General features: G+C 55.3%; 16 protein-coding genes. 2 read left to right on the forward strand and 14 right to left on the reverse strand.

Annotation, left to right across the window (positions count from 1 at the left end; all coding sequences use genetic code 11):
* Positions 1-45 precede the first annotated feature (45 nt).
* From GSF01_RS22760 to GSF01_RS22805, 10 genes are all read right to left on the reverse strand, one after another.
* Positions 46-2,373 carry a helix-turn-helix domain-containing protein gene (locus GSF01_RS22760; protein WP_159887596.1) on the reverse strand — a complete coding sequence of 776 codons (2,328 nt, stop codon included), beginning with the start codon at positions 2,371-2,373 and terminating at the stop codon, positions 46-48.
* A gap of 48 nt (positions 2,374-2,421) precedes the next feature.
* A complete protein-coding gene (locus GSF01_RS22765; protein ID WP_159887597.1) occupies positions 2,422-4,458 on the reverse strand; it encodes a beta-galactosidase in 2,037 nt (678 codons plus the stop codon).
* Between the two features lie 101 nt (positions 4,459-4,559).
* Positions 4,560-6,089, reverse strand: a complete 1,530-nt coding sequence (locus tag GSF01_RS22770; protein WP_159887598.1) for an extracellular solute-binding protein — start codon at positions 6,087-6,089, stop codon at positions 4,560-4,562.
* 252 nt (positions 6,090-6,341) lie between these two features.
* Positions 6,342-7,220, reverse strand: coding sequence for a carbohydrate ABC transporter permease (locus GSF01_RS22775; protein WP_159887599.1), 879 nt, complete (start codon positions 7,218-7,220; stop codon positions 6,342-6,344).
* A gap of 35 nt (positions 7,221-7,255) precedes the next feature.
* A complete protein-coding gene (locus tag GSF01_RS22780; RefSeq protein WP_159887600.1) occupies positions 7,256-8,209 on the reverse strand; it encodes an ABC transporter permease in 954 nt (317 codons plus the stop codon).
* A gap of 28 nt (positions 8,210-8,237) precedes the next feature.
* Complete coding sequence (locus GSF01_RS22785) at positions 8,238-10,226, reverse strand: family 10 glycosylhydrolase (protein WP_159887601.1); 1,989 nt, start codon at positions 10,224-10,226, stop codon at positions 8,238-8,240.
* 271 nt (positions 10,227-10,497) lie between these two features.
* A complete protein-coding gene (gene bcp / locus GSF01_RS22790; RefSeq protein WP_159887602.1) occupies positions 10,498-10,974 on the reverse strand; it encodes a thioredoxin-dependent thiol peroxidase in 477 nt (158 codons plus the stop codon).
* A gap of 55 nt (positions 10,975-11,029) precedes the next feature.
* Positions 11,030-11,818, reverse strand: coding sequence for an ABC transporter permease (locus GSF01_RS22795; protein WP_159887603.1), 789 nt, complete (start codon positions 11,816-11,818; stop codon positions 11,030-11,032).
* 6 nt (positions 11,819-11,824) lie between these two features.
* Positions 11,825-12,619 (reverse strand): ABC transporter permease, encoded by a 795-nt coding sequence (locus tag GSF01_RS22800; protein ID WP_159887604.1) that lies wholly within the window; start codon positions 12,617-12,619, stop codon positions 11,825-11,827.
* Positions 12,612-13,667: an ABC transporter ATP-binding protein gene (locus tag GSF01_RS22805; RefSeq protein WP_159887605.1), complete on the reverse strand. Its 1,056-nt coding sequence runs from the start codon at positions 13,665-13,667 to the stop codon at positions 12,612-12,614. The genes GSF01_RS22800 and GSF01_RS22805 overlap by 8 nt, the downstream gene beginning before the upstream one ends.
* A gap of 162 nt (positions 13,668-13,829) precedes the next feature.
* Between GSF01_RS22805 and GSF01_RS22810 the strand changes: the two genes are divergently transcribed.
* Entirely contained in the window at positions 13,830-14,867 is a 1,038-nt protein-coding gene (locus GSF01_RS22810) for an LCP family protein (RefSeq protein WP_159887606.1), read from the forward strand.
* 387 nt (positions 14,868-15,254) lie between these two features.
* Complete coding sequence (locus GSF01_RS22815) at positions 15,255-16,601, forward strand: glutamate-1-semialdehyde 2,1-aminomutase (RefSeq protein ID WP_159887607.1); 1,347 nt, start codon at positions 15,255-15,257, stop codon at positions 16,599-16,601.
* Positions 16,602-16,682: 81 nt separating this feature from the next.
* Here GSF01_RS22815 and GSF01_RS22820 read toward each other — a convergent pair whose 3' ends face one another.
* The 4 genes from GSF01_RS22820 to GSF01_RS30460 all read right to left on the reverse strand — a co-directional run bounded on the left by GSF01_RS22820 (position 16,683) and on the right by GSF01_RS30460 (position 22,767).
* A complete protein-coding gene (locus GSF01_RS22820) occupies positions 16,683-17,480 on the reverse strand; it encodes a Nif3-like dinuclear metal center hexameric protein (RefSeq protein WP_159887608.1) in 798 nt (265 codons plus the stop codon).
* An 86-nt stretch (positions 17,481-17,566) separates the two neighbouring features.
* On the reverse strand, positions 17,567-18,550 hold the full coding sequence (locus GSF01_RS22825; RefSeq protein WP_159887609.1) for a glycoside hydrolase family 43 protein: 984 nt from the start codon (positions 18,548-18,550) through the stop codon (positions 17,567-17,569).
* Between the two features lie 44 nt (positions 18,551-18,594).
* On the reverse strand, positions 18,595-22,014 hold the full coding sequence (locus tag GSF01_RS22830; RefSeq protein ID WP_159887610.1) for a glycoside hydrolase family 2 TIM barrel-domain containing protein: 3,420 nt from the start codon (positions 22,012-22,014) through the stop codon (positions 18,595-18,597).
* 33 nt (positions 22,015-22,047) lie between these two features.
* Complete coding sequence (locus GSF01_RS30460) at positions 22,048-22,767, reverse strand: hypothetical protein (RefSeq protein WP_407945793.1); 720 nt, start codon at positions 22,765-22,767, stop codon at positions 22,048-22,050.
* Positions 22,768-22,775 lie beyond the last annotated feature (8 nt).

Genomic DNA, 22,775 nt, shown 5'->3' on the forward strand with positions numbered 1-22,775 from the left:
CTACTCCTCCTCCAATTCGTAGTCTCTTTACCCAGCGAATGACGCTCACCGGTTCGACATCCGGTACTGCTTCGGCGACATCTTGACGAACCGCTGGAAGGCCCGGTTCAAGTTACGTTCGGAATAACCGACAATCTCGGCGATCTCCATGATGTTGTGATCGGTTTCCCGAAGCAACTGCTTCGCCTTCTCGACCTTGAACTCCATCACATATTCGATAAAGGAGCTTCCTGTCTCCTTCTTAAACAAGCGGCTAAGGTACGACGGACTGACCCCGACCAGCTCCGCGCACTCGGATAAGGAATGCGTTCCGTCCGGGTGAGTCGTAATATGATTGCATACCCGCTGGATGAGCAGCCGGGTCGATTTCGTGCGAATTTCGTGACTGACCTGCTGATACAGCGGAAACAGCACCTCAATGAACCAGTCATGCACTTCCTTGGACGAATGATTGTCCTTCAACTGATCGAAGAGGTTGTCGCCCAGCAGCTCCAATATGCCCGGTCCCTTCTCCTCCAAGGATTGAATGATCGAAGAAAGCAGCACCTGATAGCATTGGAACACGATATTGGTCGACTCGGCCGTCCGCATCCGGTGGGCAAACTGGTGAAGCTCCATCTCCGCCTGCGGCAAGTCGCCGCTCCATAAAAATTCAATCATGCTTTCTTCGATCTCGCGGGGATACATGAAGATCGGATGCCGTTCGATGCGTATCATATCCTCGTAGAACAGGATTGTGTCCGCATCGTGGAACAACCGGAACTGCAGCGCATGCCTTGCCGCCTTATAGGACGCCGCCAGTTCCTCCAGCTTGACGGCCCGGCCGATACCGGTCGAGACCGTGAACGATAAGTAGTTCGCCATCGCATCCCGCACTTGCTCGCTGTAGGTCAGCAGCATGTGACGCATCGCAGAGGGCGAGACGTCATCCGACAAGCGGATGATCGCCACGGCCTCCCGCTCGTCCTTGTCCACGACGTACCCGGTCATGTCCGGAAACCGGGCGAGCAGCTCGGACATCACGTTCTTCACGGCGAAGACGATGACAGCTCCTTCATGAGGAAGGAACCGCTTCTCCTTCAGGAGGTTTTCCACCTTCGTGATCAGGACGACAAACTGCCCGTCCGCCGGAATATGAAGCTCCCGGCAAGCTTCGGCAAGCTCGAATCGGTTCGCCGAGCCTCCGTCCTGCAGCTGCTTTTTCAGAAAACGGTCCCGCAGGTCAGGCTGAATATTTTTCACGTACCGATTCAGGGACTCTGCCTGCTCATTGAGGTAACTGAGACAAGAGCGGATCGTTTCGATTTCATTGCCCTTCGGCGTATCGCCGGTCCCGTTTCTCCGTAAATGCTCGCCATATTGCAATAGCTTCTGGATCGGATTATAAGCCAGCTTGGAAGAAAAAAACGTAAGCAGCATGCCGATCAGCACAAATATCGTAACCGAGAACACGATGAGCGCCCGAATCCAATCGAGCTGCCCGATCATCTCCTCCTCCGGCAGCAGCGAGACATACGTACGCCCGTAGGCATTCTTGTCATAGGCCAGAAGGTGACTGGCCTCTTCCAGATCCAGCACATATTGATCGGCGCGCTGCTCTCCGGTTAGCGCGGTACGCAAGGCCTGATCGAGGGACGCATCCTTGCCGAGCGAGTCTCTCCCCGAAGTATCCAGTATCACGCGATGCTGAGAATCGATCACGGTCACCTTCTGGTTCATTAAGCTGATGGAGTAGCTTCTCAGCAAGTCCCGCAAGGATTCCTCCAGCACTTGGATGACGAGAACGCCCTGGGGGGCGCCGGTGCTCATAATCGGCAGACGCCGGGTATAAGAGATGTAGCCCTGGCGGCTGGACTGGGGCAGGTAAAGCCAGCCAGCTTGCTCTTCCCCGCTCATCACGCTCCGAATATCGTCTCCTTGCGGAAAATCATCCAGCCTGGCCAACCCGTAATAGCTGGATAAGGCCATCGCCGAGCGATTATCGTAAAATATAATTTCCTGGATTAAGCTGTTCGTATTTTTGTGCAGCTGAAAAAACTCAAGCAGTTCGACCTGACTCATAATATCGGACTCGTAGCCGGACCGTCCCAGCGAGCCGCGTATCAGCGGATTGCTCGCGAGCTGCAGCGATTCGTGCTCGATGCCCGTAAGCGCGCTCTCCACCCGATCCTTCAGCTGTCGCAGCGAGGCCTTGTTGTCCTCCTGAAATTGTACGGTGAGCGTTTTCATAGAAACATGATAATAAGCGCTGCCCGCCAGCACCACGGGGATGGAGACGGAAATACAGCCAAGCCAGATCAGACGCTTCAAATAATTATGGGTCGGCAGCAGCCAACGAAAGAGGGCTTGAATGGCATGAAGCATGGATTTCATCAGGTTCACCCCTATGGATCGGAAGGTTCTCCCTCATTATAGCCGATGTCAGGTCTCCGTAGTAATGCGAATGCATTCCCACACGTCGAGCAGCGGTACGGCGAAGCGCAGCCTCCCGCCTTCGATCCGGCCGGGCAGCTCCTGTTCCTCGATCAATCGCTGAACCCGGCATGCCCCTGCGGACGGCTGCTCCATGCGAAGCTCGACCTCCAGATTATGCAGCGGCAGCGAAGTGGCGAGCGGCCTGCGGCCTGCGCCGTTGACCAGGTGCAGCAGCAGCTCGTTCTCCTTGCGGAACAGCGTCACCTGAAGTCCTGGGTACGAGGTGATCTTGAACAGCCGTTCCTCGCCGAGCGCCAGGTTAACGCTGTTCTCCACAAGCTTGTAATGCTCCTCCAGCTTATATTCATGGATCAGATGACTGATCGAGAACGGGAAGTACAGCACCCCTCCGTCGCCGATGCGGTTCAGCAGCGCCAGCGGCAGATCGGTATGGCTGACGGGCAGAGAAGCCCGCTCCGGAGGGGCTCCTACGCTCTCCAGCGGCGAGAATGGGGGCACCAGCGTCGCCAGCACCCGGCAGGAATCTCCCGCAGGCCGGCAGTAGGCGACCCGGCCCCGGTGGGCGATCAGCTCCGTCTGCTCAAGACCCGCCTGCAGCGGGTTTTCCTCGCCCTCGAATCTCAAGTAGGAGGCCGTCAGCGACTCACTGACGCAGGTCTCGCCTTTGATGCCGAGCAGCTCCGTCCATCCCCCCACCTCTTGCGGCGGCAGACCCTCCGCTATCACATAACCCCCTCGCTCGGCGTAGAGCTGCAGCTCGCCGACGAAGCCTTCCGTATAGGCAAAGCCCTCCGGGACAATAAGCGCCTTGTATCGGGCCAGTCTCTCCGGTATCGCCTGCTCGGGCAGCAGCACATCGAACGGGATTTGTTTGTTGATCAGCGCATCGGCCCAGCCTTCCGCCGACCGGTCGGCATTCCACATCAGAGCAACCTGGGACAGCGGCTCCGCATCCTCCATATAGGCGTCGACCTTGGCCGCATGGGCATTCAGCTCGGCGACGGTGCTTAAGATGCGCTTGTCGGCGATCGTATCCGGCACGCCGGTGAGCGAGTGCCAGATTTGACCGCCGTTCGCCGGAATTTGCGCCAGCCAGAATCGGTATTCCGCCGTCGGCAGGCCCGTATGCCGCCAGTCCATCCCCGGGCAGGAATGAACGATCCCGAACGGAGCGGGACGACCCGGCAGCGACCGGCCCAGCTTGATGCTCAGCGCCGGCTTCCAGAACTCGGGAATATGCGCATGTCCGAGCGATAAAATATCCTGGGGCTCCGTACAAAGCAGGTCCGTCGTCTCCGCCCGTTCGAATAAATTGTCGCGATACAAGTTGTAGTACAGGATCATCGGCACTTCGCTGCGGGCTTGCTTGATCAGCCGGTGCATCGACTCCATATTGTCGCGCATGCAGCGGGAGGAAAAGCCCGGCTCCAGCTCCTTGGCGAGCAGCGGCAGCTCCTTGCCGTACAGCTCCCTGTACTTGCGCTCGCACCGCTCGCAGCGGCAGAACATATAACCGGGCGCATTGAAGAAGACTCCGTCGATCTCGTAGCGGCTCAGCACCTCCCGGAGCACGGGAGCGGCCACGGCTTCATTGCGGTAATCTCCATTGATGCAGGTATTCATCAGCAGCGGCCATGGCCCCGGCCGTCCGGCGCCGACAATCTCGGGCTCGCCGCCGTCCTTGCGGACAAACCAGCTCGGACGCCGCAGATACACGGAATCCTCTGCCTTGCTGAAATCAAACCGTGCAATGAACCGGATGTCCTCTTCATGACAAGCCCGGATAACCTCTTCCAGCAGATCCATATCGTCCGGCAAATATTCATTGACGGTATGGAACGGCACCTTGGACGGATACCACGCGTAGATGCCTCCTACGTTAAATACGATGGCATTCGCGCCCATCTCTTTCATCTGAGCAGCCAGCCTCCGAGGCTCGATCCTGGCTGTATCCCTTACCTGCAGATTGGGCTGGATGACCCGCAGCGGCTTTTGCCACCATGATTTCTGTGCCTGATTCATGTTCGTACCTCCGCTTCGGGACAACCGGCGCTACCGGCAAGCTCCCCAGCTCGCCCGGTAACGCCGGCTCCCTCCTAGTCCTTCGGTTAAAGGCCCGCTCTTTACTGAGCGAACTGCTTATAAGCTGCGGCCATATCCAGATACGCCTTTTTCATATCCGGCAAATTGTTCAGCTTCTCGACATGCGCCTTGTACTCGTCCATGGAGATTTGACCGACGATCGCCTTGGTCATCATCGACTTGAACTCCGCTTCATACTTCGGCCAAGTGCTGATCCACGCATCGCTGGAAATGATCCGATACGGATCGATTTTGCCAATCTCATCGAAAATTTCCACTTCCTTGATTTTATCGTCGTTGTATGCCTTATCCCCGGAAGCGCTGATGACCTTGCCCCACTTCGCGTACGCAAGCACCCCTGCGCCCTTGCTCGTCGTGTTGACCTCTTTGACGCCTTGCTCGGTCAATACCATCTGGCCGTTCACGACCGTATGATGGATATCCGGCAAGCCGTAATAAGCGAAGTCCGTCATTTCCTGCGAAGCGGTTTTCTCGAAATAAGCGAGAAGCTGCTTCACCTTGGCTTCCGGTACTTTCTTGGAGATGTAGTAGCCCCCGGCGACGCCCGTCTCGAGCGCAACCGCATCGCCGCCCGGACCTTTCAGATGCAGGTTCAGGATTTTGGCATCCGGCTGGCCCGATTTCTTCATGGCGTTCTCCCAATCGTTATCCCACCAAATCGGACGTCCGTAAGAAGCGGCGCGATTGGTCTTGAACAGCTCCTCCGCCTGCGATTCCTTCATGACCGCGTACTCCTTGGACATCAGGCCTTCGGCATACAGCTTGCGGAACCATGCCACCATTTCGGTATACTGCGGAGTCAGACGCGGGCTGATGAAGCCGCCTTCGTCATTATACTTTGGATCAAGCACGCCGAATGCCGCCTGGAACGAAGCGACAGGATCATTAATATACAGCAGGCCGACCGTATCCTTCTTCCCGTTGCCGTCCATATCGCTGTCCACGATTTTTTTCAAGGCCGCCTCGTACTCGTCCAGCGTTTTGGGGACCGGGATGTTCAGCTTGTCGAGCCAGTCCTTGCGGATCTTGATGCCGCCGTCCACACGGGAGCGAGAGCGGGGAACCGCGTAGATTTTGCCGTCGACCGTCAAGTATTTCAGCGCATCCTTGGCCAGATTGTTCTTCAAGTTCGGATATTCGCTCAGGTCTCCGAGGAAAGGCGTCAAATCCCAAAATGCGCCGTTCTTGATCGCATTCACCAGCGTAGGACGGTTATTGTCCTGATAGGCGACAACCTCCGGCAAATCCCCGGATGCGAGCAGCAGGTCCAGCTTGTTGTTCAGGTCGCCCGAAGGGACCCACTCCACATCCAGCTTCGCATTCGTCCGCTTCTCCCATTCCTTCCAATACACGTTGTTCATATCGGGCACTTCATTGTACAGACCTGCAAACATTTTGATCGTGAGGGGCTTGTTTTCCGCTTCGCCCGCGCTCTTATTTCCATCTGCGGCACCCGAGCCTCCGTCCGTTCCCGAATTACAGCCTGCGAGCATCGTGACGGCGAGCAGCGCGGACACGCCGGCCGTCCATCCTTTTTTCCTGTTTCTCATGTTGATCCTCCCTTTGTGTAGTAAACGATTTCACGAATTCTTGAGTCGCCTCATCCGGCCCCCTATTGAGCCTCAGAGAGGACCGGTACCCTCATAGTAGCGGGCCTGCTGCAGGCAGCCTACAGACAAAACTTGACCTCCTGCCAGGCGGGCAAAAAAAGTCCGGAACCCGCTGCGCTGCACGCCCCTTGGGCTCCTTCCGCTTCCCCCCTTGCAAAATTCGTCCGGTCCCCCCATCGGGCCGCTAAGGAACTAGCCCTTAACGGAACCGAGCATAACACCCTTGGCAAAGTGCTTTTGCAGGAAAGGGTACACGATCAGAATCGGCGCCATAGCCAGTACGATCGAGGCCATCCGGATCGTCTCCTGCGGCACGACCGCTTCGTCGCTCGCTCCTGCCTGCGCTACGGCTACGGAGTTGGAGTCGATGACCAGCGTCTTGACCAGAATTTGCAGTGTCCATTTCTTGGAATCGGCGATATAGACCAGCGCATTAAAATACGTATTCCAGTGAGCGACAGCGAAAAATAGCGTGAACGCCGCGATAGCGGGAAGCGAAAGCGGCAATATGATTCGTAGAAATACGCCGATATCGGAGCTGCCGTCAATTCGGGCGGCATCCTCCAGCTCCGCTGGAAGGGAATCCATGAAGCTCTTGATCACGATGAGGCTCCAGGCGTTCGTCAAGCTCGGCCAGATCAACGACCAATACGAGTTGAGCAGCCCTAGCTCCTTCACCAGCAAGTAGTTCGGCACGATGCCCGCGCTGAACACCAGCGTAAACACCACGCCGCCCATAATTAATTTATGGCCCGGCAGCGTCTTCTTCGTCAAGCCGTACGCCATCGTGAAGGATACGACAATGTTCAGAATCGTACCCACGACGGTGATGAAGGTCGTGCTCTTCAGCGCATTCAGAAAGCTATTCGTCGACAGGATGTACCGATACGATTCCAGCGACCATTGGTCGGGGAACAAATAAAACTTTAACGGCACGTACACCTGCGGATCGGTAAAGGAAACGCTGAATACATACAGGAATGGGAACAAGCAGGCCGCGGAAATGAGGGTAATCCCGCTATAATTGATCCAGTCGAACAGGGTCATTCTTTTTTTCTGCACAAAGCTCATCCGGTAAACCTCCTTGTCTATCGTCTTGCGGGCGCTTAGTAGATTCCCTCGTGGCCGAGCTTCTTGACGATATAATTCGACGTCACGATGAATACGAGACCGACGACGCCCTTGAACATGCCTACCGTTACCCCGACGCTGATCTGACCGCGCAGAATACCGTGGGTATACGCGTACGTGTCGAATACCTCGCCGACGGACAGGATGAGCGGGTTAATCATCAGCAGCACCTGCTCGAAGCCGATATCGGCCATACTGCCGAGGCGGAGAATAAGCAGGATGATGACCGTCGGGCGGATCGCCGGGAGCGTAATGTGCCAGATCTGGCGCATCCGGCTCGCTCCGTCGACCACGGCCGCTTCGTAGCGCTGCGGATCGACGCCCGCCATCGCCGCCAGGAAGATAATCGTCCCCCAGCCCGCTTCCTTCCACATATTCTGCGCGGTAAGGATCCCCCAGAAGTAATTCGGGTCGGAAAGGAAGGAGACGGTTTCCCCCCCGGCGGAGGAGATCACCTTGTTGATCACGCCTACATCCGCCGACAACATGAAAAACGTCAGGCTCGCTACCACAACCCATGAAAGAAAATGGGGCATATACACGATCGACTGATTAAAGCGCTTGAACGATTCGTGACGAATTTCGTTCAACATCAGGGCGAGCAGGATCGGCAGCGGAAAGTGAAAGACGAGTGCGATAAAGTTAATGGCAAACGTATTTCGCAGCATCAAATAAAAATTGGGATCCGCAAACAGCGTGGAGAAGTGGCTTACCCCCACCCACGGACTTCCGGCAAAGCCAAGAAACGGATTGTAATCCTTAAAAGCCAGCAGCAGGCCCCACAGGGGGGCAAACTTGAACACAATAAAATAGAGCAGGCCGGGCAGCACCAGCAAATAAATAGACCGGTGCTGGAGGATCCGGGCCAGCAGCCCGCCGGAGCGGGCTGCGCCTGCATCTTGCGGCCGCACAGCAGCGTCAGCTTTCATATCGGAGCACCTCGATTCATGTTGATGTTCATGTCGCCTGTTCGATGATGACGGCCTCATAGACGTCAGGCAAGGCGACTGTTATGGCTATGCCGTCCTCCGAAGGCTGCCAGGATAGCTCTTGCCCGGTGCGCAACGCGTACACGCGCGCCGGCGGGTTGAGGCCGCGAAGCTCGACCCGAATGGCGCTTAAGGGAAGAGGCTGGCTGTAAGTCAGCCCGTTGAAGCCCGACAAATTCAGCGCATGCAGCATAAGACTGCCGTCAGGCTGCCGGTGCAGAAACCACTCGGTGCAGGCCGGGGCATCCGTGGATAAGCGAAGCTCCTCCTCCAGCAGGTGCTTCAAGACATCGATCACCGCATACTTGTGATCCTCGAACCCATGCCGCGCGTATAATGCGCCCGGATTCCAGGGATAGTAGACGCCGCGGCCGCCGCGCTTTACGATGCCCAGTCCGAACCAGCCGCTCTCCGCATGTCCGTATGCCCGCTCGGGCGGACCGAACGAGGAGGGAGCAATAAAGGGCATATGCCGGTCTGCGCCTTGCTCGAAGGTCGTATAAGAGAAGGCTTGATCGGCGATGATCCAGCTTCGCTTCTCGAGGCTTGGGAACAGGCGTTTATCCGAAACGTTCAGATACGCAGCCGGCTTCTCGTTTAATCTGCCGTCGGAGGCCGCTCCGAACAGCTTATCCAGCGATAACGCGTCCTGCTGGAGGGCTCCGCCTGTTGCGATCAGGTGAATGCCCTCCCTCTGCAGCTCGACAAGCGCTTCGCGCTGCCCGGCTTCAAGCCTGGCAACGGCCGGGAGCATAACCGCCTTTACCTGTCTCAAAGCCTCCAGTTTGCCGGCTAGTCTGTCCTGTACGACGACATCGAATAAGATATGGGACTCCTTCAGCATCTTGAACAGTCCCTCGTATTCTTTGAGCGCATGCGCATCCTTCGGCTTGATCAGGGCGACGTCGGCCATGGATTCCAGATTCCCGTAGAACCGTTCATGCCGGGAGTGAAATTGATACACCGCTTTGGCCGCCTCGAAGTTCGCTTCGTCCGGATACCCGTCAAATGCGCCGATGATGCAGAAATCAAGGCCGGACCCGTTCGCGATATTTTCGTAAAGCCGGATCTCGACCTCATGCTTGGAGACGCCGGTGAACCGATAGGTCAGATCAATGGCATTGATGCAGCAATTGCTGACCAGCTTGTCATCCCAGCTGTTCTCGACGGAAGCGACGTTCTCGGAGGCCGAGTACAGCCAGGTCGGCAACACACGGTGAAGTGCCGTATTGGACTCCTTGCGAACGATATCCACGTAGTCCGGAAAATACGTGCAGATCGCGACGTCCGGCCTTACGGTTTTCACAGCCTCCTGAATGCGCCGCAGAATGTCCCGTACCGTGATCTCCTGGAACTGCCTGTAGGCTTCGTGAAGCTCATGCCCGGGTCCGTCGTACCGCGTCAAGTCGGCTCCGTACATCTCCGCGAACCGCCTCTTGCAATTGTCGCAGTAGCACGGTCCGTAATGATTGCCGCTATAATCCCAATGCTGGTAACCGAACATATTGAAGAAAATGCCGTCGACCGGATACTTCGCAATGACCTCTTCGATCATCCGCAGGGAAAGCTGCTGCTGATACTCGCTATTCAGACAAGTGTGTACGATCCCGTCATAATTCACCTCTTGCCCGGCCCGTGTCCGGTAAAACCACTCCGGGCTCCGCTCGAACAAGCTCTCATGCGCTTTGCTGAAGTCGAACCGGGCTATAAACTTCATCCCGCTTTCATGAGCCTTCGCTACGGCCTCCCCGAGCAGATCCTTTTTCAAGTACGGCGTTACATACTGGAAGTCCAGCTCCGTTGGATAAAAGGCGAACATTCCGCCTGCATTCATCATAAGTACGTTGGCTTCGTACTGCTTCAGTTCCGAGATCAATCGGTCCACATCCAGATCCGCGTCGATTTCTCTCAAGTTATTTTGAATGAGACGAAGCTTGTTTGTTGACCACCAATTCACTTGTCCTCTACCTCCCCAGCCATTCGGTATGCCTTTAGTGTAGGATCCCGGGCGGAGGCGCTGTAGGGACATTTTTTGATAAGACGGCACAGGAAATATATGTCCCCTCGGCCATGCCGAAAAAGCCTGAGTCCGCGCTGTACGCGTACTCAGGCTCTATCCTGTTGGATAGCCGGCATGAAAAAAACGTCCGGTTCGATTCTGTGGCTCGATCCGGCAAAAAGACCGCCCATGGATAGAATCCTCGGACGGTCTTGTGTAATCGATCTGCTTAGTTTCCTTCCATGGCTCTCACCGCTTGCTCAACCTCTTCCAGATGCCCCTTCATCCTCACCTTGCGCCATTCCCTCACCAGTCTTCCCTGCTTATCGATCAGGAACGTGGACCGGACAATCCCCATATACTCGCGTCCGTACAGCTTCTTCAGCGCCCAGACTCCGAACTGCTCGGCGACCTGATGGTCGGGATCGGACAACAGCGGGAACGGCAGCTCGTACTTGGCTGCAAACTTGTGGTGGGAGCGGACAGGGTCCGGACTGATGCCGATGACGGCGGTGTTCATATTGCCGAGCTCTCCGGAGTAATCGCGGAATTGGCAGGCCTGCTCCGTACAGGTAGGCGTCATGTTCCTGGGATAAAAGTACAGAACGACATGGCGGCCCCGAAACTCGCTGAGCGTGACGCTCTCCCCATTCGCAGCGGTCAGCGTGAAGTCGGGAACGGGCTGTCCGACGGTCAATTCATGCATAGTTCTTCTTCTCCTCTCCATATCTAAAGCAGCTGGCCGTAGGGCGCGCTGCGCTCTACGAGCCTGCGCCGCGGTAGCGTTTAACCCCGATATTCCATGCGGTTAAGCCGATCGTAAAGAATACGGCTCCGACCACGGGCGTAAGCAAGGCAAAGCTGCCCCAGTTGGCCCGGTCCAGAAAATAAGCGGACGGGTAAAAGCCGACGAAGCCGAACGGCAGCACCCAGGTCAAGGTGAACTTCATGACAGCATTGTAGATCGTCATCGGGTAACGTCCGTAGTTCTGCAAATTCCAGAGCAATGCGGTGATGCCGGTAGGCGCGTCGGAGAAAAACGACAACGCTGTAAAAAAGATATACACCCCCGCATAGATCATAATTGAGCCGGCAAGCAGCAGCACGAATACGAGCGGGTCGGACCAAGTCAGCTCAAGTCCCAGCTGAGGCCAGGTAAAGCCCATAATCACCAAGCCTACGAGCGCGCTGAATAACGAGGACGGGTCCATGTTCTCCAGCATCAGCTGCACAAGGTTATGAGCCGGCCGCGTCAAGATCCGGTCCATTTCTCCCTTGACGATGTACTTCTCACTAAAATTCCACAGATTAAAAAAAGTGATGAAAATTCCGTATGCGACCATAAAATAACCGTAAATGAACAACACCTGCTGCTCGTTCCATTCGTCGATGGTGGCCGTATGGCCGAACACCACCAGAATAAAAAATAGGTTGAGTCCGTTGAACAACAAATCCGACAGCAACTCGATCCAGAAGTCGGACCGGTAGGTCAAGCGCGTTTTCATGTAATTTTTCAAATAATCGATAACGAGTCCCGCATAGAAGAACAATGATCTCTACCCCCCTTGCACAAACAAACGCGATCGGGCGCTTCGCCACAGCACATACAGCGGCGCCAGCAGCACAACAAACCACAGCAGTTGAATCAGCAGTCCGTCATACACCGCGCTGCCCGTAACCGCTCCGGTAAAGACCTTGCCGGGCAAGTACGTAATGGCCTGGAACGGCAGCAGCTTCAGAATGCCTTCGGCCCAGCCGGGGAAAAACGACATCGGGACGACCAGCCCGGAGAACAGATCGACGGCCACCCGCTTCATCCGCATCAGACCCTCGTTATTTTCCAGGAAAAAGGCGCTCAGGCCCGTAATGATGTTGAGCTGCGTATTGATCAGAAAGCTGAAGAACAGCATCACAAGAAAGACGCCCCACAGCTTCGGATCGGTCGGCAGCTTGACGGAGAATAACAGCGATACGACCACCATACCCGGGGTGGAGAACAACAGCAGCCGGAACAAGCCTTCGCCCAGACCTTGCATCATTTTCACCAGGATGTAGTTATAAGGCCGGATAAGCTGAATCGCCACGCTGCCGTCCTTGATTTCGTTAGCAATTTCCCGGTCCAGATTATTGAAGTAGAAGGCTCGCGCCATCCAGCCCACGGCCACATAGGTCGTCATCTGCTCCAGAGTCAGGCCTCCGAGCACTTCCTTGGTGCCGTAGATCGCCTTCCATAAGAAGTAATAAGCGCCGATGTTGAGCGCATAAATAATAATGCCGCTATAATAGTTGACCCGGTAGGCCAGCATCATCAAGAAGCGGATGCGGATAATGTCCAGATAAGCGCTAGACATGCAGAACCACTTCCCGTTCGCCGTCCTTGGCCTCAGTCTTGGATTCGGCCGAGCCGGACTTGTAGATTTCACGGACGATGTCGTCGGTGTTGGTTTCCACGATCTTAATGTCCTCGATGCCGACGACATGGACTACCCGGGCGAGTACCTCCGATACGCCAACGCTCTTCTGAGGTATCCAGACCTTCGCCGTCAGCTCATTATCTAGCGACCATTGGACCTCCAGTCCTTCCGTCAAGGCGCGAAGCTGGTCCAGCTCCACCGCTTCGGCAAAGCGCAAAATAATTTCTTTTCCCTTGCCCCAGCGATCCTTCAGTTCGTCCAGTCCGCCGTCATAGATAATACGACCGTCATCCAGCATAATCACCCGCGAACAAAGCGCCTCGATATCCTGCAGGTCATGCGTCGTCAACAGGATGGTTGTTTCGTAGCGGCTGTTCAGAGACTTGAGGAACTCACGGATCTCCGTCTTGACGACAATGTCCAGACCGATGGTCGGCTCATCCAGAAACAGGATCGACGGATTGTGTATGAGCGAGGCTGCCAGCTCGCAGCGCATCCGCTGCCCCAGACTCAGCTTCCGCACCGGGCGATTCAGCAGCTCGCCCAGTTGAAGCCGATCGACCAGCTCGTCCATCCGCAGGCGGTAGTCCCCTTCGGGCACCCGGTATACCTTCTGCAGCAGCCGGAACGATTCGACAACGCCCAGATCCCACCAGAGCTGGCTGCGCTGACCGAACACTACACCGATCCCGCGGACGAACGCTTCGCGTTCCTTGTAAGGAATATATCCATTGACCCGGATGTCCCCGGAAGTCGGGACGAGGATACCGGTCAGCATCTTGATCGTCGTGGACTTGCCGGCGCCATTTTCCCCGATATATCCGCAGATTTCGCCTTTGGGAATTTGAAAGCTGATGTCTTTAACGGCTCTCACGTGGTTATACTCTCTTCTAAACAGATCGCGAAAAGCTCCCTTAAGCCCTTCGCGGTTCTTTTGAACCTGAAACTCTTTGCGCAGGTTGCGCACATCGATGGCGAGCGACATTGGTATGGTAGCCTCCTGTCTAATTTTGCCGAAGCTTGCGGCTTAATGGCGATTCCCGGTATAATGAGGAGAAATTTTCGGGAACCTAAGCCGTCACTTTGTTATGATACACGATGCCGGGCAGCACGAAAAGCATCCGCATTCCAAGGAGGGATCGATTTAATGGCACGTACCTTCAAACGTCTGTTCATTTTCGTCCTTATTCTGTTACTTGCAGGCATCGGTTATTATACTTATGGAATTCTGAAGTTTGCCACTAACATCCAAAGCACCCCTGAATCGTCCAAGTTCCCCGGCTTGTCCAAGCATACAGGAGGAGCGGGCGCCGCGCAATCGCTGCTTCCGCCCAAATGGGAAGGCACGGAACGCGTCAATGTCCTGATCCTGGGCGGCGATTCGCGGGGCTTGAAGAAAAATGAAATTCCGCGTTCCGATTCCATGATGGTCGCGTCCATCGATCCCGTGACGAAAAAAGCCGTCCTCTTGTCTATTCTGCGCGATACCTACGTTAAGATTCCCGGCCATGGCGATGATCGGATCAACACGGCCGTTGCCTCGGGCGGACCTAACCTGGCGATGAAAACGGCGAGCGAGCTGCTTGGCATCCCGATTCAATATTACGTGTATACCGACTTCCAGGGGTTCATCTCGTTGGTCGACGCACTTGGCGGCATCGAGCTGGAGGTCGAGAAGGATATGAAGTACCGTGACTCGGAAGAGCCCGAATTCGATATTAACCTCAAAAAAGGCGTACAGCAATTAAACGGCAAGACGGCTTTGCAATATGTAAGATTCCGCCACGATGCGCTCAGCGACTTCTCCCGTACGGAACGCCAGCGTAAATTCATGACAGCGGTGGCCCAGAAAATGCAAACTACCAGTTCCCTAATCCGGATGCCGAGGATTTTGAACAGCATCGATCCATATATCGAGACGAATCTCGCCACGGTAGACATGCTGAAGCTGGGCACCCTTGCTCTGGAAGCCAAGACGGAAGGGATGGCCAGCTCCCAGATCCCGCCGGCCGAGCTGCTCGTCGAGAAGAGAATCGGCGGCGCTGCGGTGATCAGCGTGAATCGGGATAAGCTGCACAAGTATGTAGAGAATCTATTTGCCGGACGCGATCCCTTCGCTCCTGCGGAGAAGAAGACGGCCGCGGAATCCCCGAAGCCCGCTGGCGGCTCAGCCGGCAAGAAATAGCGGCCTGGCGCGGCTCTTTGCGGGCATGAGGCTTGGGCCTAGTAGGTCCCTGACAGCCTAACTGAAATCCAATGAAAAGTCTCTGAATTTGGATAGATTCGGCTAGGGGCCCCACTGTGTACGGGGGGGAGGCAGCTCTTTATGGCTTTACCTCTTGGTCTCTGGAAACGAATAAGCCTGCGGATGCGCAGGCTTTTTGACTCCCCTTTTCTCTCAAGAGCAAAAGCCCGCAATTGCGAAGAATTTCACCCCTTTTCGTATAAATTGAAGGTTTTCCCCTAGAAATACCTGTATATTGGTAGGAATTTATCTTAATATTGAATCATCAGCAATCATAAGATTTCAGCCTGCAGGTTGTAGCGCCACTTAGAAAGGATCGTGCATGTTATGGCATTTCAATTTCAACCTACCCATACGAATAGAAGCCGCTCGGAGCTCCTTTATGGACAAGCCCTAGAGCATATCGTAGGCGGCGTCAACAGTCCGTCGCGTTCCTTCAAGGCCGTCGGCGGCGGAGCCCCCGTCTTCATGAAACGCGGGCAGGGCGCTTACTTCTGGGATGCGGACGACAACCGGTACATCGATTATCTCGCCGCTTACGGCCCCGTCATACTCGGCCATGCCCATCCCCATGTCACCGCGGCTATATGCCGTGCAGCCGAGAACGGCACCTTGTACGGGACGCCTACCGAGCTGGAGATCCACTTCGCCCGGATGCTGAAGGAGGCCATCCCGTCGCTAGACAAGGTCCGCTTCGTCAACTCCGGCACCGAAGCGGTCATGACGACGATCCGGGTCGCCAGGGCTTATACCGGGCGCACTAAAATCATTAAGTTCGCCGGGTGCTACCACGGCCACTCCGATCTCGTGCTGGTGGCCGCCGGCTCAGGCCCTTCGACGCTTGGAATTCCCGATAGCGCCGGCATCCCGACCAGCATCGCTCATGAGGTCATCACCGTCCCTTACAACGATATTCCCGCATTGGAGCAGGCGCTTGACCGCTGGGGAAGCGAGGTTGCCGCCGTCATGGTCGAGCCCGTCGTCGGCAATTTCGGTATGGTGATGCCGAAGCCCGGCTATCTTGAGGCCTTATGCGCAGCGGCGCGGCGCAACGGATCGCTCGTCATCTATGACGAGGTCATTACCGCTTTCCGCTTCCATTATGGCACGACGCAGACGTTCGGAGGGCTGCCGCCGGGCACCGACCTCGCAGCCATCGAACCGGACCTGACCGCCCTCGGCAAAATCATCGGCGGAGGGCTGCCGATCGGCGCCTACGGCGGCAAGGCCGAGATCATGTCGCAGGTCGCCCCGCTCGGTCCCGCCTACCAGGCCGGGACGATGGCAGGCAATCCGGCTTCGATCTCGGCAGGCATCGCTTGCCTGGAAGCGCTGAAGCAGCCGGGCACCTATGAGCAGTTGGACCGGCTCGGCGCCCTGCTCGCAGACGGATTGGCCGAGGCAGCGCGGACCCATGGCATCGAGCTGACCGTCAACCGCATCTGCGGCGCGCTGTCGACTCATTTCTGCAGCCACCCGGTAACCAACTACGAGGAGGCGCAGGATACAAGCAGCGAGCAGTTCGCCGCGTTCTTCCGGCTGATGCTGGACCAGGGCATCTGTCTGGCCCCCTCCAAATACGAGGCCTGGTTCCTCACGACGGCTCATACCGAGGAAGACGTGCAAGTGACCCTTGAAGCGGCTGCTCGCGCCTTTGAACGGATGTCTGAATAGAACCAACTGCCCTATATGCACAAATACGGCCTTTCTAAACCATCTACCGGATGGTTTAGAAAGGCCGCTCACTTACTCTGCCTATCCTATCACGTTAAACAAAGGTTCCTCCGAAATAAAATGAACCGGTATTCCCGGAAACAGCTTCGCTAGAACCCCTGCGAGATGCTTCATCCCCGGCTCTTCGCTTTGTGCATGCCCAAGCAGGATTAGAGCCTTCTGCCTTCCTTGGCGCACGGCATCCCTGACGTATTCCGGCGTCTCCCACTCCGGTCCTTCGCCCGCTATGACCAGATCCAGCCCCTCGTGCTCGAAGAGAGGAATAACCAGTCTGCCCCCGCCCCGGTACCCCGCCACCACGCCCACCCTGCTGCAGCTCATCGACAGCTCGCCCACCAGACGAACGTACGGAAGCTTCAATTGCTTCTTCACATAATCGGCGGTTTCTCTGACGGTAGTCGGCGGCAGTGTCAGGATAGACGCGGCCCTTTGGTGCTCGGTAACGTACGGCTCCCATCCCAGCTCGGCAAGTAATCCCTGCATGATTCCATCCGGCTGATAGTGATGGATGAAATCATGGAACCGATAAATAGCCAGCCCCGACTCCTCAATCAGACGGCGCTTCGCGCGATAGACCGAGCTGTGCTCCAGCCAATCCGTATGATCCTGATGACTGTAGTAGGTTCCTTCATGCGTAATGATCAGGTTGGTCCCCAGGGAAAGCGCCTGTTCAATCACATGCTGCGAGGCTACAAAGGTGGTGACGATTCCCGTCACCTGCTGGTTCGGATCGCCCGATCGAAGGGTATCCACCGCTGATTCCAGCGTGCCCGCAGGGGCAGTCAGCTGATCAATGACATCTTGTACCGTAATCTTCATAGTGCTTCCTATCCTCCGGATCTCATGATACGCTTGGACGATTCCGCAAGTATCAACGGTTCCATCAGCAGACGGCCTACCCTACCTTACTTATAAGGATCAATCGTCCGGATCGTCCCGTCTTCGTTATATTCCAGCTCCGTATATTTCACGCAGCGCTTGTGGTTGACTCCCTCCGACAGGGAACTATCGTGATAGAACAGGTACCATTTTTCCTCAAATTGAACGATGGAGTGGTGAGTCGTCCACCCGATGACCGGAGTCAAGATCGTCCCTTTGTAGGTATAGGGGCCAAGCAGATCCCGGCTCATGGCATATACAAGCTTGTGAGTGGAGCCTGTCGAGAAGGACAGGTAGTAGTACCCGTTGTACTTGTGTACCCAAGGGCCTTCAAAATACCGTCGGTCTTCATCGCCGGCCAGAATCGGCTTGCCCTCCTCATCGACTATGGAAATTTCCTGCACCGGACCTTGGAAGGAAAGCATATCATCGCTTAACAACGCGGCGCGAGGTCCTAACGCAGGCTCGTCTAGAGCGGGACCTGACGCATCGGGCTCGAACGTACCTGTCTGCCATTTCTCCAGTTGCCCGCCCCACAGGCCGCCAAAAAACATATAAGCACGGTTATCGTCATCCACAAACACAGCCGGGTCAATGCTGAAGCTGCCTTGGATGTAATCGGCCTGAGGTGTAAATGGCCCAGCCGGGGATGCACTCGTCGCTACGCCGATCCGGAAAATCCCGTCATGATCCCGCGCCGGAAAAAACAAATAATAGGTGTCGTTCTTATAGGCCGCATCCGGTGCCCAGAGCTGCTGGGAAGCCCACGGAATATCCTTCAGATGAAGAACCTGTCCATGATCGACGACCGGCGAATCGAAATTGTCCATGGACAGAACATGGTAGTCTTCCATCTTATATTGATCTCCATTATCATTGCTCGGACCATCGTGATCCAGATCATGCGACGGATAAATATAAATCTTGCCTTCAAACACATGTGCGGAAGGATCGGCCGTATAAATATGGGTAACTAACGGCTGATGGGGTCCCGTTACTTTCTGCTTCATTGTAGAGTCTCCTTTGTGAATATATGGTTAGAATCCTGCCTAGCTTACCTCTCAAAACGGAACCAGCCAAAATCGAAGTCAGAGCCGGGGAGGAAAATGAAGGTTACTTGTTGAACGCCTGTGACCTTCTCCAGCTCGAAGACTTGCTCCTCATAACCATCGGACAGCGTGAAATCGACAAGCTGCTTGCTTTCCCCTTCATGGCTCGCAAACCGGATATGAATCGTATTTTGATCAAGAGGCGATCGGCCATAGACAACAAGTCTCGTAGCGCCGTCACACCCGAAATCCATCTGTCCAAACTCCAGTGAAACGTTATTGCCTATTCCCTCCACATTCGTTTCGCTTACGGTAAATGTATCCCCATAGATACGGTCGCATTCCGCCGCGAAATGAAGCTCGAAGGCTCTATGACTTGGCGCGAAGGTGAATCCCTTGATGTGCACCTTCTGACGCAGGACAAAGCAAATCGAAGTAATGCCGCGAAGTTTCTTGGACAAACGATAGGTTTCTTCCTGATACGTATTCCACTTCGTTGGTTTCTGATAGATCACATCAGCCAGCAGTGAGCTTTGTTCTTCATCCGGCATCCCTTCCCATATTTGCAGAGAATACTCCTCGCTCGCCAAAGCAAATATCGGGATGGTAATCGTATCGGAACCATAGGGACCGAAGTCTATATGATGAAAACCTACACGGGTTTCGCCATCTCGGCTGGTGGCTATTCCTCGTTCATTCCCGTTGCCGACATCGCCCTTGCTGTAATCATAAAGACCTGCGGATATAAAGCTGTAGGGATTCAGGTAGGCAGTTCCAAGTCCGGCAGCTTTAAACTCCAATTGAGAGATGATTCGGGTCTTGTCGCCGCCATTCCTGCTCGAGCAGCGAACCCGGAACTCCCCGTCCCCGAGCGCGACGATCCTGGCTTCATGATGGTTCCCCTCCACCTTGGCGATCGGGGACTCAATCCCGCCATCGTCCACCACGCTCCACTCCACTTCTTGATAGGTGGCGTCTGCAGGGTACAGCCTGGCCCGGACCTTCAGCTCCCGGGTCGATTCGTCAAACGTTTGTCCCGAATCGCTCGTGATCTCAATTTTGCGAACAGGAATTTCATCGCTGCTCCCCATGACACAGGGCAGCTCTTGGTTTCTCATCTTCGAAGAAATTCCCACCGCTGTCTTCTCCCCGGCCGGAAAAGACTCGAATTCCGCTATCTCGCTTTCTAATCCTGCGGAAGAGACTTCGACCCGGATCGTGCCGGGCTCCAATGTCGCTCCAACGATGGCCATAGCCTTGCCGCTAAATAACCTTCTGCTGCATCCTTTATAAGGATCATAATCCGTGCTGTCCCCATTATCAAGGCCAATCAGCCGACCTGCGCCTGTAACAAGCACGTGCACTCGATTAGTAGCGTTTTCTACAGGATGGCCGTTCTCATCTTCCATCGTCATCTCTATAAACAAGAGATCCGTGCCGTCAGCCGCCAGCCGCTGCTTGTCAGCGTTCAATCGTATTCGCTTCGCATCTCCGAACGATTTTCTGCTATCGACCGCAATCCTGCGGCCTGCTTCATCATAGGCGATGGCCGTCAGCTCACCCGCTTGATAAGGAATCTTCCACCAGCCGACAAGCTGTGTTCCCTGCTGCCGATCCGCGCTAAAGATGCCCACCTGCACACCGTTAAGCTGTAATTCGATTATTGGAGCATTCGAGCAGACCCGCACATCGATCATTTGGCCCGGGTTGAAATCCCAATAAGGGAATATATGCACCATCGGATGGGTCTTGTAATCCGTCCATGCCGCTTGATACAGATAATACGAATCCTTCTTGAACGTTGCCGTATCGATCTGTCCGAAGTAAGAATTTTTCGTATGGTACGGAGTCGGTTCGCCGATATAGTCAAATCCGGTCCATATAAATTGACCGAGGGAGAACGGCGCGTCTCTTTCGGCCAATATACATGCCTCGGCTGAACGGGCTCCCCAACTCGTCGGGCTGTTCCCGAGGGCTGAGCACTGCTCATCATCGTCGGCAAGAATGCATTTTTCAAACGGGAAATGATAGATGCCCCGGCTTTGCACGACAGAGGATGTTTCGCTGCCATAAATAATCCAGTCCTCATGCTGTTCATGATGCTGGCGGTAATATTTCTCCGCATAATTATATCCGGCAACCTTCACGATATCGGCACACTTCTGGGCATTCTCCCAAGGCATATAATTCGAGCCGATCGTCACTCTCGCATTTCCCTTCGGATCATGAGCTTCGACTTCGTCCATAAGGAACCGGGTGATTTCCTGCCCCCGCTCATCCGCATGGGTATCGTAAATCTCATTCCCGATACTCCACATGAGCAGGCTCGGATGATTCCGATCGCGCGTGACCCAGCTTTTCACATCGGCAGAAGCCCATTCCTTGAAAAACCTTGCGTAGTCATACCTGGTTTTGGGCCGCTCCCACATATCAAAGGCTTCGGAGACGACAAGCATCCCCATCTCGTCCGCTAAGTCCATCAGCTCCCGGGCGGGCATATTATGGGCGGTCCGTATCGCGTTGACGCCCATGTCCTTCAGGATGCCAAGCCTTCTTCGCATAGACGTCTTATGGAATGCGGCACCCAGGGCGCCCAAATCATGATGCTCGCAAACCCCGTTCAATTTCATCCTTTTTCCATTAAGGCGGAGTCCTTCCCGGGGATCCATCTCAATGGTTCGAAACCCGATGTACTGCGAAATGGATTCGATCTCACGCCCCGACGCGGCCAGCTCCAATCGGGTGATCAGCCGGTAAAGGTTCGGGGTATCCGTGTCCCATAACAGAGGATTCGGAACCGACAGCGTTTGCCGGTTTACTTGTGCACCACCGCTCTGGCCGGACATCCGCTCTTCAGCGGCGGCAACCCTTTGATCCTGGTAGAGAAGCGTATGCGAGATCCGCACATCTTCCTCTATACGGACCTCGGTATCCACCTCGACCTGCCAGCCTTCATCCGTCTTCTTTGTAGCGATGTAGATGCCGTTCGTGGCTATATATGAGCTGCCTCTTGTTTTGAGCCATACATTGCGGTAGATGCCCGCCCCCGAATACCATCTGCTGCTCGGGCTTTGATGCACGACCTTCACAACCAGCTCATTCTCCCCCTTGACGACGGCGGCGGTGATGTCATGTTCGAAGGAGGAGTATCCGTACTTCCATTCGCCTACCCATTGCCCGTTTACATAGACGGTAGAGTCCATATACACACCGTCAAATTCCAGCAGAAGCTGCCGATCCGCCTTATGGCAGCTAAACCTCTTGCGATACCAGCCTATGCTGTTCTCATAAAGATTAAGCATATTATAAATAAGCCAATCATGGGGGATATCCACGGGCTCGAACGCCAGGCCGGTGCAATCCGCCGCTTCCAAACCGCTTTTTGCAAATTCCCACCCGTCGTTAAAGAGAGTTTTCTTGTTCATGTTTATGACACGAGGCCCCCCCACTTGTCCGGGCTAATAAATCACACGATCTCGTTCATCCCGGATTCCGCTTTTTCTTAAGAAATAGGTGTTGATCATGTCGCGCCACTCTTTGGCATGCCCGGCCTGTTCGACAAGCCTGCTGCGCACCCGTTCATGGCGCGTAGCGTCAACCTTGCCTTCCAGCGCATCCCATTTCCCGATAAGGCCTTCCGCCTGCTCCGCCCCCTCGAAATGGGTGTCATAAATATGCTGAATGACCGTCTTGCCGGATTTCAGCCGATGGGTATACGGAACATGATGGAAAAACAGTAACAGCTCATCCGGGCAGCTGTCCAAGGATTCGTACCTATCCGACTGAGGCGGATGGTATTGGGCCGAATAGCCGGTGCCCGTAGCGGATGTACGGTCCACACCTATCCCGCGGCAATCGGCAAAATGATAGGTCCCCCACTTGGAGTATTCGTACCCGTCCACATTGGGGCCGTAGTGATGATTCGGATTCACCATCCAGCCTACGCCCAGAGGAGCCGTGTAGCGTTCGTAGATGTCCAGGGAGTCCATCAGCATGCCTAAGATGGTTTCTTCCACCACCGGATCGCTGCCGAACGTCATCTGTATCCACTCCTGCGCGATTCCTTCCGCCGAAAGAGTCGGGTTCCAGGCCAACCTGGCAAATCCGAATAGATTGGCTTGCGCCAGATCGTGCCCGGTCCAATTCATATCGTTCCCGATGTTGGATACGGCCGCCATTCCTCCAA

Origin of the sequence: Paenibacillus puerhi (assembly GCF_009846885.1) — a bacterium.
GTDB lineage: Bacteria > Bacillota > Bacilli > Paenibacillales > NBRC-103111 > Paenibacillus_G > Paenibacillus_G puerhi.